Genomic DNA, 12,310 nt, shown 5'->3' on the forward strand with positions numbered 1-12,310 from the left:
GCCCCCACCACCCGCGGGTGGGGCGGGCCCGGCCCCCCCCCCCCCCCCCCGCCACATCGGGGCGCTTGGGGGGTCAGGAGTGGAGGTCGGCGGCGAGGCGGAGTGCGTCGTCGGCGATCTTCTCGATCAGGTCCTTGTCCTTGTGCTTGGCGTAGAAGTCGGCCAGCACGATCGTCGTGTTCGTGCCCTCGACCTTCGACGCGTACGCCGCGTCCTTGCCGCTCACGCTCGGCGTGCCGGTGCCCGCGAACGTCTTGTCCTTCACCATGTCGGTGACGTTGCCGGTGCCGTCCTTCTCGGTCAGGGCCTTGAGCGCCTGCGCCTTCGACGAGTCCGGCATCCGGACCACGACCACGGACACCAGTGCCTTCGCGCCCCCCGACTCCGTCGTGTAGAGCGCGCGGACCAGCGACTGGCACGGGTTGTCCTGGAAGAAGTCCTGGGTCTTGTTGTAGGACTTCGTGACGCAGTCGTCGGACTTCTCCGGCCCGGCCAACTTGGTGAACTGGAACTGCCCGGTGTGCTGCGCCGGCGGCTGTGCGACCGGCTCGTCCGGCGTCGAGTCGTGCCGGATCAGGAACCAGACGAGCCCGGAGACGACGGCGATCGCGACCAGCCCGGCGCCCCTGAGCAGCAGGGACCGGGTGTCACGCGCCGGCGGACCCGGCACCGGCGGGCGGGGCTGCGGGGGAACCGCGCCCAGCGGGGCCGTGTCGGACGGGCCTGGGGTGAAATGCGCACCAACCACGGGGCCATACGGTAGTTCACCCGCGTTCGGCAGTTCACCCGAACGCGCGTAAAACCTGTTCGACGTCGTCAGCGGTGTTGTAGAGGTGGAAACCGACCCGCACCCGGCCGCCGCGGACGCTGGAGACGATCCCCGCCTCGGCCACCCGCGCCGGGTCGGCGTCGAGCGACACGATCGGGGTGCCGCGCGGGGGCAGCCCCAGCTTCTCCAGCAGCGTGTCGGCCAGCCCGGTGTTGTGCGCCTGGACCTGGGCGAGGTCGAGGCCGCCGAAGTACTCCAGGGCCGCCGCCGAGCCGACCTGGGCCAGCCAGACGGGCGAGAGGTCGAACGCGCGGGCGTCGCCGGCCAGGCGCAGCGGGAGGCCGTAGACGGTGGCCCACGGGTCCTCCCCCGCGTACCAGTTCGCCGCGACCGCGCGGGTGCGCTCCTGCGCGTCCGGCCGCACCGCGAGCCACGCGCTGCCGCGCGGCGAGCAGAGCCACTTGTAGCCCGCGCCGACCACCCAGTCGGCCCAGGCGACGTCCAGCGGCAGCCAGCCGACCGCCTGGGTCGCGTCCAGCAGCACCGCCGCCCCGGCAGCCTCGGCCGCGGCCCGCAGCGCCGTCAGGTCCACGATCCGGCCGTCGGCGGACTGGACGACGCTCACCGCGACGACGTCGTGGCCCTCGACCCGCGACGGCAGCACGTCCAGGGGCACTTCGGTCACGGTGACACCGGGGTTCGCCGCGAAGGGGAACGTCACGCTGGTGAAGTCGCCTTCGGCGGCGAGCACGCGGGTGCCGCCGGGCAGCGCCGCGGCGACGTTGGCGATGAGCTGGGAGACCGACGCGCCGGTCGCGACCCGCGCGGGTTCGACGCCGAGCAGGCGGGCGAACCCGGCGCGCGCCCGCGTGACGTACTCGTCGAACTCCCCCGGCCGGGTCGCCCCGGTCCGCCACCGTTCCACCGACTCGGCCACGGCCGCGGCCACCGGCGCGGGCGGGATGCCCACGCTGGGCGTGTTCAGGTATCCGGGCGGGGCGGCGAAGTCGGTTCCGAAGGCACGCATGCCTCCAGGCAAGCAGATCCGGCCGCGCCGGTTCACCCGATTTACGGCAGCAGGGCGGTGACCTCGGCGTAGGACGGCGGGCTCAGCGGCAGGTCACGGCCGTCGCGGACGGCCAGCGCCGTTCCGGCGGCCGCCGCGAGAGCCATCCGGTACGGGAGGGACCCGAGGCTGACCCGCGCGACACCGAGTTCGGCCAGCCCGGCGAGGGTGACCCGGCCCGGCAGGAACAGCAGGTTGAGAGGCAGGCCTACGGCGACGATCCGCTCGACGTCCCCCGGCTCGGCCAGGCCGGGCACGAAGACGCCGTCCGCGCCTGCGGCCGCGTACGCGCGCAGCCGCCGTTCGGCTTCGGCGATCGAGCGGTCGCCTGCCCAGTGCGTGTCGGTCCGGGCGTTGACGAACAGGCCCGGTACGCAGTCCTTCACCGCCGTGACCAGCGCACACTGGGTCTCGACCGCGGCGAGCGAGCCGTCGGCGCGGCCGTCCTCGAGGTTGACCCCGGCCGCGCCGACGTCCGCCAGTTCCGCCGCGAGATCGGCGACGGCGGCCGGGTCCATGCTGAAACCGTCGGCGATGTCGACGCTGACGAACGCGTCCAGCCGCGCGAGGCGGCCGGCGAGGGCCACGGTCGCGTCGCGCGTCGACGGTGCACCGTCGGGCTCCCCGGCCGCCGCGGAGACGCCGAGGCTGGTCGTCCCCAGGGCGCGGAAACCCTGCGCGGCGAGGAAGGCGCCGACGCCGAACTCCCACGCGTTGGGCAGCAGCAGCGGAGAGCCGGGGACGTGCAGGGCACGGAATTCGTCCATGCCCCGAACCTAGGCCCGCGACCCTTCGGCGAGCACCGAAGCGACCCCCGCGCCCCCCTCCACGACCGCCCACCCCGAGTCGACCTCCCCATCACGCGTGTCGACCCTCCAATCACGCGTGTCGACCCTTCCGGCCCGCCCGGCCGGGTTCGCGAACGCGATCAGAACGCCGACACGCGTGATTGCCGCGCCGACACGCGTGATTCAGGGGTCGACACGCGTGATTCGGGGGTCGACACGGCGTCAGCCGCCGCCGGAGCTGGCTGCGATGTGGGCCGAGCGGGCCGAGTGGAGCTCGCGGATCACCTTGCGCAGGGCCGGGACCGCCGCTCCCGCCTGGTCCTCGAGGCGGGCCAGGCGGGCCCGGTGGCGGCGGCGCTCGCCGCGCGGGAGGACCGCGTTCAGCTCGGCCGCGGCCGCCAGCGACGTCAGGGCCGCGACGTCCGGCGGCACCGGGGTGTCGCTGCGCAGCGCTGACGCCACTTCGTCGCGAAGTGCGGCCGCCGTCGCCGCGTCGCGGACCGCCGGGTGGCGGCGCGGGAAGAGCCCCAGCACGCGGGACGTCCGCAGCGTGATCACGCCCGCCGCATCGAGCTGGGCCTCCAGGGACTGCAGCGTCCCGCGGGCGCCGCGGCGCACCCGCGCGCGCCACTTCCGGTGCGGTTCGGCGGCGAGCTCGGCGAGCAGGTCGTCGAGCACCAGGTGGCCCGTGCCGCCGGCGCCGCGGGCCACCGGGCGGCCCGCCGCGTCCTCGACCAGGCCGCGCAGCACCAGGTCCGTCAACGCCGCCGCGCGGACCAGCAGCGCGACGCGGTCCCGGTCCGGCAGCCGGTCGCGCCGGGTGTCGCACGCCAGCAGGTAGGCCCGGGCGGGCAGCGAAAGCTCGTTCATCCGGAAGTCCCCTCTCGTAACAGGTGCTCGCCGGCGCCGGGCAGGGAAGCGACGCCGGCGAGCACCGCACGCACGGCGGATGCCGGGGACATCCGCCGTCTCCCTCTCACCGCGTGGCCCCAGTCCACCGGTTCCGGAGTCCCCGGCGATACCCGACGAGGAGGGTGATCGGGTGCAACTTTCGTTGCACGCGCGGGGCGACGGCCTCGGGTGGCGGTTACCGTGACCGCGTGACCATCGCCCGGCGGCCGCTGTGGCCGAGCCGCTCCGACGGCGGCTGGCTGATCTTCGCCGCCCTCGCGTTCGCCGGGCTGAACACCCTCTTCTACGTCCTCGGCGACCGGACCACGGGCGCGTGGGGCCCGGCGGCCGGGCTGGTCCTGCAGGTCGGCTGCGACCTCACGCTCGTGCTGCTGTTCCGGTTCCCGGTGCCGGTCTGCGCGGTCGTCACCGCAGCGGCGGTCGCCATGCTCGCGTCCGACACCTTCGCACCCGGCCTGCTCGTGCCGGTGCAGCCACTCGCCCTCACGACGGTCCCCACGATCGCGCCGGTGATCCTGTCCCAGGCGGCGCGGGTGCTGGACCGGCGGACCGTGCTGTGGGTGGCCGGCGTCCTGGCCGTGATCGCCGCGCGGCCGTGGACGCCGAGCTGGGCGACGACGCCGTTCGGCCTGCTCAGCACCGCCCTGCCGGCCCTGCTCTCGCTGTACTTCGAGGCGCGGCGGCAGCTGCTGCAGTCCCTGCGCGACCGGGCGGAACGCGCCGAACGCGAGCAGCACCTGCTCGCCGAGCAGGCCCGCGCGGCGGAACGGCGCCGGCTCGCCGGCGAGATGCACGACGTCGTCACACACCGGCTCAGCCTGATGGTGCTGCACGCCGGCGCGCTCGGCGTGACGTCCCCCGACCCGGCAGTGCGGACGGCGGCCGAGGACATCCGCCGCGAAGGCGCCCTGGCGCTGGACGAACTGCGCGACCTCGTCGGCGTCCTGCGCAACGGGGCCGAGACCGGGCCGCGGACGCTCAGCCCGGAGGAGCCCGGCGATCCGGCCCGGCTGGTCGAGGAGTCCCGGTCGGTCGGGGTGGCGACGGACCTGGTGGCCGACGGCGATCCGGCGCAGGTGTCGCCGACCGTCGCGCGTACCGCGTACCGGCTGGTGCAGGAGGCCCTGACGAACGTGCGCAAGCACGCGCCGGGCGCGTCGGCGACGGTCTCCCTGCGCTACCACCCCGGTGGTCTGGACGTCTCGGTGGACAGCACGGCGGCGGCGCGCCCGCCCGACCCGGCGCTGGCGGGCAGCGGTTCCGGCGCCGGGCTGGCGGGCCTGCGGCAGCGCGTCGAGCTGGTCGGCGGGCGCTTCGACGCGGGTCCGGCACCCGGCGGCGGGTTCCGGGTCGGTGCGATACTGCCCGCCTACGTCCCGACAGCGGAAGGCGCGCAGCGTGATCCCGGTGCTCGTGGTCGATGACGAGCCGATGGTGTGCGCGCACCTGCGCACGATCCTGGGCTCGGCGGCCGACATCGAGGTCGTCGGACAGGCGGGCGACGGCGCCGAAGCCGTCGAGGCGGTGGTCCGGCACCGGCCGCGCGTGGTGCTGATGGACCTGCGGATGCCGGGCGTGGACGGGCTGACGGCGATCGCGCGGATCACCGCGATGCCCGACCCGCCGGCGGTGGTCGCCCTGACGACGTTCGACGCGGACACCTACGTGATCCGGGCGCTGCGCGCGGGCGCGGCGGGCTTCCTGGTGAAGTCGACGCCCCCGGAGGACCTGATCGGCCTGGTCCGGGTGGCGGCGGACGGCCACACGGTGCTCTCGCCGTCGGCCGCCCGCCGCCTGGTCGCGTTGTCCTCGGACAGCCGGGAACGCGGCGAAGACGCCCGCCGGCGCATCGCGGGCCTCACCGAGCGGGAGCGGGACGTGCTGGTGTGCCTGGGTTCCGGACTGTCCAATGCGGACATCGCGGGAAAGCTGCATTTGGCCGAGGCGACGGTGAAGAGCTACGTCTCGCGCATGCTCGTCAAGCTGGACTGCACCAACCGGACCCAGGCGGGACTGCTCGCCCACGAGGCGGGTTTGGTGGCCCGCTAAGGGAACAGCAGCGGGGCGGCGTGCCAGATCGCCCAGCCGTTGAGCACGAACCAGCCGACGATCCACAGGGGCGAGGGCATCTTGGTCTGCTTGGCCAGCTTGGCGGCGTCGTCCGTGTGGCCGCTGAACCCGTGCTCGCGGCGGTTCGAGACGAGGATCTGCACGCCGCCGATCTCACTGATCAGCAGCAGCCAGGCTTCGGTGTAGGCGATGGCGGTGCGCAGCCAGCCGGGGGCATAGCGCAAGGCGCAGTACACGATCGCCCCCACCACGACGACCACGGCCAAGGTGCGCAGGTCCCGGGTGAACAGCAGGACGAACACCAGCGCGACGAGGGTCAGGACGAGCACGGCCGTCACGCGGCCCTGGTGCAGGAGGACCGCCGCCCCCAGCCCCGCCAGGGGCGGCATCGCGTACCCGGCAGCGGTGGCCAGGACCACGCCCAGGCCCGGCTGTTGCTTCCAGGTGGTGAAGCCACCCCCCGGGCTCGTGATGGCGACCCGGGTGACGTCACCGCCGGTCAGCAGGCTGACCAGGGCGTGGCCGCCTTCGTGGAACAGCGTGGCCAGGACGTTGGCGTTGCGCAGGAGGCTCCGCCGGCCGTTGGGCGGTGTGGCGAACGACGTCAGCGACACCGCGAAGGCGAACAACGCGGTGAGGGCGACGACTCCCCAACCCGGTGCGGGCACGGTCTCGCTGAGCACCGCGACAGTGTCCCTGCGGACGGGACGGCAGAACCCGTACTGCGACGGTTTGTCCAGGAGCTGTCAACTGGACGCGCGCCTCAAGCGGACGCGGGCGTGTGCTCCGCGTCGTAGGCGTCCCGGGCTTCCTGGACCGACGCCATGTGCTGCCGCGCCCAGCGGTCGAGCACCTCCAGCGGCTCGGACAGGTTGCGACCCAGCGGGGTCAGCTCGTACTCGACCTTCGGCGGGATCGTCGGGTACGCCGTGCGGGCGAGGATGCCGTCGCGGACCAGGCTGCGCAGCGTCTGCGTCAGGACCTTCTGGGAGATGCCGTCGACCCGGCGGCCGATTTCGGTAAACCGCAGCGGGCCGCCGGAAAGCGCGCCGACGATCAGGACCGTCCACTGGTCACCGATGCGGTCGAGCAGCTGGCGGGTCGGGCAGTTGCGGTCGTACGGATCGGGTTCCACGGCGTGCCTCCTCACTCTCCCGGGGAGAGTAACACGCCGTTCAGGCGGTGGCGGCCAATCCGGCGGCCACCCGCCTGATAAAGGACCCGAGGAACCACCGGTAGAACCAGCCGGTGCCGGGGATCTTCGGCGTGAACGTCGAGTGCCAGTGGATGTCGGTGCCGCCCTCCCGCGGGGCGAGGTCGACGTAGGCGACGTAGTCCCGCAGCGGCAGGCCGTGTTCCAGCGCGTAGCCGAACCGGCGGCCCGGCTCCAGGGCGACGATCTTCTCGTACGAGCGGACGCCGTTGGTCTTGAACAGCCGGATCGCGCCCAGCCCTTCCGGCTCATCCTCCCCCTCGCGGACCAGCTCGAACGACCCCAGCGGCGACCAGGTCGGCCAGCTCGCGCCGTCCCGCAGCAGCGCGTACACGGCGTCGGCCGGAGCCGCCGTCCGGACGTGGACCGAAATGCGTTGTACCATTTGGTACGTGTACCATTTGGTACATGATCGACGCAAGCCCGCGCGCCAAGCTGCTCGACGCGGCGATCGACCGGATCGCCCACCACGGCGGGGCCGACCGGAGCCTGCGGGCGCTGGCCGCCGACCTCGGCACCAGCCATCGCATGCTCATCTACCACTTCGGTTCGAAGGAAGGCCTGCTCACGGCGGTGGCGCGGGAGGTCGAGGCCCGGCAGCGCGCGGCGCTGGCCGGCCTCGACCCGGCGGAGTTCTGGCGGCGGCTCACCGACGAAGACCTGCGCGCCAACGAAAAGCTGTTCTTCCAGCTCTACGGCCGTGCCCTCGGGGGCGCCCCGGGCACGGCGGAGTTCCTCGACGGCGTGATCGACGACTGGCTCGGCCCCATCGAAGCCCGGCTCGCCCGGCTCGGCGTCCCGGAGGCCGACCGGCCCGCCCACGCCCGGCTCGGGCTCGCCGTCGCCCGCGGGCTGCTGCTCGACCTCGTCACGACCGGCGACCGCGAAGCCGTCGACGCCGCCATGGAAAAGTTCCTGGCGCGGTACGAAAAACCGTGATCCCCTGGCTCGATGCGACTGATCCTGGGGTTCTTGGCCGCTTTGCTCACGACCGCGGGGCTCGCCGCCCCCGCTGCCGCCGCGGAAAGCCGCCCGGTCTATTCCTACGCCGACGCGATCCGCGAGACGGCGTGGGTGGAGACCGGCACCGACAACGACCACGACGGCAAGCCCGACCGCGTCGCCGCCGACGTCATCCGGCCGGCCACGCGGGTGCGCGTCCCGGTGATCCTCGACGTCAGCCCGTACTACGCGTGCTGCGGCCGGGGCAACGAGCTGCAGAAGAAGACGTACGCGCCGGACGGGAAGCCGCTGCAGTTCCCGCTGTTCTACGACAACTACTTCGTGCCACGCGGCTACGCGGTCGTGCTGGCCGACGTAGGCGGGACGAACCGGTCGTCGGGCTGCTTCGACGACGTCGGCTCCGGCAACGCGGTCGTGGCCTGGCTGGGCGGCCGGGCCAAGGCGTTCGACGCCCCGGACGGCGGCCGTCCGGTGACCGCGGACTGGGCGACCGGGAACGTCGGCGCGATCGGCAAGTCGCAGGACGGCGCGACCGCGATCGGGATGGCCGCTTCCGGCATCGCCGGGCTCAAGACGATCGTCCCGATCGAAGGCGTCGCCGACAACTACGCCCAGCTCGTCGCGAACGGCGCGCCCCTGGCCACGCCGGAGAACACCGGGTCGTCCTTCACCTACAACGAGCGCGCGGCGGAGCTGTGCCAGCCGTTCGAAGCCGCTCTCAAGGCGCGCGCGGGCACGAACGGCGACTACAACGCCTACTGGCAGAGCGTGCACTACGTCCCCCGCGCCGGGCAGGCGAGCGTGCTCATGGCCCAGGGCTTCGGGGACTGGGTCGTCGCGCCGAACCAGTTCGCCCGCTACTGGGACGCGCTGGGCCGGGCCGGCGTCCCGCGCCAGGCGTGGCTGAGCCAGGCCGGCCACACCGACCCCTTCGACCTGCAGCGGGCGCAGTGGGTGGCGACGCTGCACCGCTGGTTCGACCGCTGGCTGCTCGGCCTGCGCAACGGCGTCGAGCACGAGCCCGCCGTGCACCTCGAAACCGCGCCGGACCGCTGGACCGACGTCCGGAGCTGGCCGCCCACCACGCTCCCGGCGACCTTCCGCCCTTCGAGTGACGGCACGCTGGGCCTGCGTGGATCCGGCACGGCCACCGTCGCCGACGACCCCGCCGTCACCCGCGAGCAGTGGGCGGCCGGGGTGTCGGCGGCGAAGTTCACCGGTGCTCCCCTGCCGGCGCCGGTGCGGCTCGCCGGGTCGCCGTCGGTGACGATCACGGCGTCGTCGGACAGGACGGCCGCCCGGATCGGGGTCGCCCTCGTCGACTACGGGCCGGCCGAGCTGCGCAACACCGCCGAGTACGGCAGTGGCGTCCGCAACCTGGCGACGCGGTCATGCTGGGGCTCGAGCACCGACGGCGACAGCGCGTGCTTCCTCGACACGGCCGCGGACGTCGTCTCCGCTGACCACCGGATCGTCGCCGCGGGCTGGGCGGACCTCGGGCACCACGCGTCGCTGTGGCACGGCGAACCGCTCGTCCCGGGCCGCGCGTACACGATGACGTTCCCGCTCACCGCGCTCGACCACGTCGTGCCGGCTGGGCACCGGCTGGGGCTGCTCCTCGGCGGGACCGACGGGCTGCTGTTCGACCCGGCGCTGCCGAACTACGGCGACACGCTGACGTTCGACCTCGCGCGGACGTCGGTCAGCGTCGGCCTTACAAAGCCCGAACATTAGGCGGACGCGCTCCGAACACCGCCCGGCCAGAGTTCTCCCCGTACCCCCGGACGGATACGAGGAGAAACGATGCGAGGAACCACCTGGACGCGGCTGGCGCTGGCGGGCGGCGCGAGCGCGGCCTGCCTGCTCGTGGCGGCGCCGCTGGCCTCGGCCCAGACCACGTCGCCGGCGCCGGTCGCGCCGATCACGCTCAGCCCCGAGGAGTCGCAGCAGGTCTGCTCGGACTGGGTGCCGAAGCTGCAGAAGCGGGCCGACAACCTGGAGAAGCGGATCAAGGGCGGCGCCGAGGTCAAGGGCTCGGTCGCCAACCTCAAGGCGCGGGCGGCCGACCAGCGGGCGGCCGGGCACACCGCCCGCGCCGACCAGCTCGACCAGCGCGCCACCAAGCGGCAGGGCCGCATCGGCGAGCTGGACGCGGCCAAGCAGAAGCTCGACGCGTTCGCGTCCGCGCACTGCAAGCCGGCCAAGTGAGGGGCGCGAGGGTCGCGGCGGCGGTCGGGGCCGCCGCGCTCGTCGCGCTCGGCTGCTCGGCCTGCCGCGACAACCTGATGGGTTCGCCCGCGCCTTCGACGTCGTCGGTGTCGTCTTCGGTGGCGCCGCCCGGCGAGCTGAGCGGGATCGAGTCGACGCTGAACGGCATCGAGTCCGACATGAACAGCGATGGCTGACCGGCTAGCGTCTCCCCTCTGAACACGGCGGAGACGGGAGCAGGCATGGGGTCACCGGGACGCGGCCTCGTCCTCGTGGTCGAGGACGAGGCCGCGATCGCCGAGCTGGCGGCGCTCTACCTCAAGCGCGACGGGTTCGGCGTGCACGTCGAGGCCGACGGCGGCCGGGCCCTGGACGCCGTCCGGCGGCTCAAGCCGGTCGCGATCGTGCTCGACATCGGACTGTCCGGAATGGACGGGATCGAGATCTGCAAGGCGCTGCGCGCGGCCGGGGACTGGACGCCGGTGCTGTTCGTCACCGCCCGCGACGACGAGCTCGACCGGCTGCTGGGCCTGGAGATCGGCGCGGACGACTACCTGACCAAGCCGTTCAGCCCGCGGGAGCTGGCCGCGCGGGTGCGGACGGTGCTGCGTCGCGCTTCCGGCGTGGCACCGGCCGCGGAGACCTTCGCCGTCGGCGGCGCGCGCGTCGACGTCCTGTCCCGGCGGGCGTGGGCGGGCGAGGTGGAGATCTCCCTGACGTCGACGGAGTTCGACCTCCTCACGCACCTGCTCCGGCACCCGGGGCAGGTGCTTTCGCGCGACCAGCTGCTCAGCGCCGTGTGGGGCTACGCCGCGGCGGCGGGGACGCGCACGGTCGACGTCCACGTGGCGCAGCTGCGGGCGAAACTCGGGCCGTCGAGCCCGATCCGGACGGTGCGGGGCATCGGGTACGCGGCGGACCCGGCGTGAGGGGCTCCCTCGCCGGGCGCATCACGCTGGTGTGCCTGGCCGTCGCGGGGGTCGCGGTGATCGTGGCGGGGCTGGTCGCGGCCCGGCTGATCCGGACCACGGCGGACAACGCGCTGCAGGCGTCGCTGGCCGCGCAGGCCGACGTCGTCGCGTCCCAATTGGACGAAACGGGCATCGGCAACCGGCTGGGTGTCGGCAAGGTGGCCGACGTCGTGCGCGGGCAGGGCATCTCGGTCGTGGTCCGGCGCGCGGGCGGGCAGCCGATCGGGGACGGCGTCGCCGTGCAGGCCGCCGGGAAGCTCGGGCTGGCCGCGGACCACTCGGGGCGCGTCACCGTCGCGGGGTCGCAGTACCTCGTCGAGACGCGGGTGGTCGGGCCGCGCGGGGCGGCGTTCGCGCTGGTCCTGCCCGCGCGGAACGCCGAAGCGACGCAACGGGCACTGGTGCGCAACATCGCGTTGGCGCTGGGGATCGGTCTCGGGGTGGCCGCATTCGCGGGGTTCGTCTCCGGGCGGCTGCTGGGCCGTCCGCTGCGCCGGGCCGCTTCCGCCGCGGGGTCGCTGCGGGCGGGGCGGCGGGACGTGCGGGTGCCGGTGCAGGGGCCGCGGGAGGTGGCGGAGGTGGCCGGGTCGCTGAACTCGCTGGCCGACGCGCTGGCCGTCAGCGAGGCGCGGCAGCGGGAGTTCCTGCTGTCGGTGTCGCACGAGCTGCGGACCCCGTTGACGGCTGTTTCCGGTTTCGCCGAGGCGATCGCGGACGGCGTCGCCTCCGGTGACGACGCCGTGCGGGCCGGGCAGACGATCCAGCGGGAGGCGGCGCGGCTCTCGCGGCTGGTCGAGGACCTGCTGGAGCTCGCCCGGCTGGGGGCCGACGAGTTCCGGCTGGACATCGCTTCGCTGGACCTGGCCGCTTTGGTGCGCGACTGCGCGGAGGTGTGGCGGCTGCGGTGCGAGCGGGAGGGGGTTTCGCTCTCCGTCTCGGGGCCTTCGTCTCCGGTTTTCGTGCCGGCGGACGCGCGCCGGCTGCGCCAGGTGGTCGACGGGCTCGCGGAGAACGCCCTGCGCGTCACGCCGGCCGGGGCGCCGATGGTGTTCTCGCTCTCGGTCTCCGGAACATCGGGTTCGCTGGCAGTGCGGGACGGCGGCCCGGGCCTGGCCCCGGAGGACTACCCGGTGGCGTTCGAGCGCGGGGTCCTGAACGCGCGCTACCGCGACCGCCGCCCGGTCGGCTCCGGCATCGGCCTGGCCCTGGTCCACGGCCTGGTCACCCGCATGGGCGGGACGTTGACGGCCGGCCCGGCCCCGGAAGGCGGCGCCGCCTTCACCCTCACGTTCCCCCTCACCCCCACCACCGCCCCCCTCCCCCACCCCTGACCGTGTCGCCCCTCCAATC

15 protein-coding genes are annotated in these 12,310 nt (G+C 74.0%); 8 read left to right on the forward strand and 7 right to left on the reverse strand.

Going from position 1 to position 12,310, the window contains the following annotated elements; translation table 11 throughout:
• Positions 1-73 precede the first annotated feature (73 nt).
• The 4 genes from AB0J55_RS43560 to AB0J55_RS43575 all read right to left on the reverse strand — a co-directional run bounded on the left by AB0J55_RS43560 (position 74) and on the right by AB0J55_RS43575 (position 3,493).
• Positions 74-670, reverse strand: coding sequence for a hypothetical protein (locus AB0J55_RS43560; RefSeq protein WP_364263533.1), 597 nt, complete (start codon positions 668-670; stop codon positions 74-76).
• 112 nt (positions 671-782) lie between these two features.
• Positions 783-1,796: an aminotransferase class V-fold PLP-dependent enzyme gene (locus AB0J55_RS43565; protein WP_364263305.1), complete on the reverse strand. Its 1,014-nt coding sequence runs from the start codon at positions 1,794-1,796 to the stop codon at positions 783-785.
• Positions 1,797-1,837: 41 nt separating this feature from the next.
• The gene (locus tag AB0J55_RS43570) at positions 1,838-2,602 is read right to left on the reverse strand and encodes an isocitrate lyase/phosphoenolpyruvate mutase family protein (protein WP_364263308.1); all 765 of its coding nucleotides are present in this window, start codon (positions 2,600-2,602) and stop codon (positions 1,838-1,840) included.
• A gap of 243 nt (positions 2,603-2,845) precedes the next feature.
• The gene (locus tag AB0J55_RS43575; RefSeq protein WP_364263311.1) at positions 2,846-3,493 is read right to left on the reverse strand and encodes a GPP34 family phosphoprotein; all 648 of its coding nucleotides are present in this window, start codon (positions 3,491-3,493) and stop codon (positions 2,846-2,848) included.
• 230 nt (positions 3,494-3,723) lie between these two features.
• Between AB0J55_RS43575 and AB0J55_RS43580 the strand changes: the two genes are divergently transcribed.
• Positions 3,724-4,959: a histidine kinase gene (locus tag AB0J55_RS43580; protein WP_364263314.1), complete on the forward strand. Its 1,236-nt coding sequence runs from the start codon at positions 3,724-3,726 to the stop codon at positions 4,957-4,959.
• Positions 4,934-5,584 (forward strand): response regulator transcription factor, encoded by a 651-nt coding sequence (locus tag AB0J55_RS43585; protein ID WP_364263317.1) that lies wholly within the window; start codon positions 4,934-4,936, stop codon positions 5,582-5,584. The genes AB0J55_RS43580 and AB0J55_RS43585 overlap by 26 nt, the downstream gene beginning before the upstream one ends.
• On the opposite strand, the gene AB0J55_RS43590 is transcribed toward AB0J55_RS43585, so the two are convergent.
• The 3 genes from AB0J55_RS43590 to AB0J55_RS43600 all read right to left on the reverse strand — a co-directional run bounded on the left by AB0J55_RS43590 (position 5,581) and on the right by AB0J55_RS43600 (position 7,203).
• Positions 5,581-6,288 carry a M50 family metallopeptidase gene (locus tag AB0J55_RS43590; protein ID WP_364263320.1) on the reverse strand — a complete coding sequence of 236 codons (708 nt, stop codon included), beginning with the start codon at positions 6,286-6,288 and terminating at the stop codon, positions 5,581-5,583. The genes AB0J55_RS43585 and AB0J55_RS43590 overlap by 4 nt on opposite strands.
• 80 nt (positions 6,289-6,368) lie before the next feature.
• Positions 6,369-6,740, reverse strand: coding sequence for a helix-turn-helix domain-containing protein (locus AB0J55_RS43595; RefSeq protein WP_364263323.1), 372 nt, complete (start codon positions 6,738-6,740; stop codon positions 6,369-6,371).
• Positions 6,741-6,780: 40 nt separating this feature from the next.
• On the reverse strand, positions 6,781-7,203 hold the full coding sequence (locus AB0J55_RS43600) for an SRPBCC family protein (RefSeq protein WP_364263326.1): 423 nt from the start codon (positions 7,201-7,203) through the stop codon (positions 6,781-6,783).
• A gap of 23 nt (positions 7,204-7,226) precedes the next feature.
• Between AB0J55_RS43600 and AB0J55_RS43605 the strand changes: the two genes are divergently transcribed.
• The 6 genes from AB0J55_RS43605 to AB0J55_RS43630 all read left to right on the forward strand — a co-directional run bounded on the left by AB0J55_RS43605 (position 7,227) and on the right by AB0J55_RS43630 (position 12,291).
• On the forward strand, positions 7,227-7,757 hold the full coding sequence (locus AB0J55_RS43605) for a TetR/AcrR family transcriptional regulator (RefSeq protein ID WP_364263329.1): 531 nt from the start codon (positions 7,227-7,229) through the stop codon (positions 7,755-7,757).
• Between the two features lie 12 nt (positions 7,758-7,769).
• Complete coding sequence (locus AB0J55_RS43610; RefSeq protein WP_364263332.1) at positions 7,770-9,515, forward strand: CocE/NonD family hydrolase; 1,746 nt, start codon at positions 7,770-7,772, stop codon at positions 9,513-9,515.
• Between the two features lie 69 nt (positions 9,516-9,584).
• On the forward strand, positions 9,585-9,989 hold the full coding sequence (locus AB0J55_RS43615) for a hypothetical protein (RefSeq protein WP_364263335.1): 405 nt from the start codon (positions 9,585-9,587) through the stop codon (positions 9,987-9,989).
• Positions 9,986-10,186: a hypothetical protein gene (locus tag AB0J55_RS43620; RefSeq protein ID WP_364263338.1), complete on the forward strand. Its 201-nt coding sequence runs from the start codon at positions 9,986-9,988 to the stop codon at positions 10,184-10,186. Before AB0J55_RS43615 ends, AB0J55_RS43620 begins: the two co-directional genes overlap by 4 nt.
• A gap of 45 nt (positions 10,187-10,231) precedes the next feature.
• The gene (locus tag AB0J55_RS43625; protein WP_364263340.1) at positions 10,232-10,918 is read left to right on the forward strand and encodes a response regulator transcription factor; all 687 of its coding nucleotides are present in this window, start codon (positions 10,232-10,234) and stop codon (positions 10,916-10,918) included.
• Complete coding sequence (locus AB0J55_RS43630) at positions 10,915-12,291, forward strand: HAMP domain-containing sensor histidine kinase (RefSeq protein WP_364263343.1); 1,377 nt, start codon at positions 10,915-10,917, stop codon at positions 12,289-12,291. Before AB0J55_RS43625 ends, AB0J55_RS43630 begins: the two co-directional genes overlap by 4 nt.
• Positions 12,292-12,310: the final 19 nt, after the last annotated feature.

Origin of the sequence: Amycolatopsis sp. NPDC049688 (assembly GCF_040674975.1) — a bacterium.
In the GTDB taxonomy this organism is placed as follows: Bacteria; Actinomycetota; Actinomycetes; order Mycobacteriales; family Pseudonocardiaceae; genus Amycolatopsis.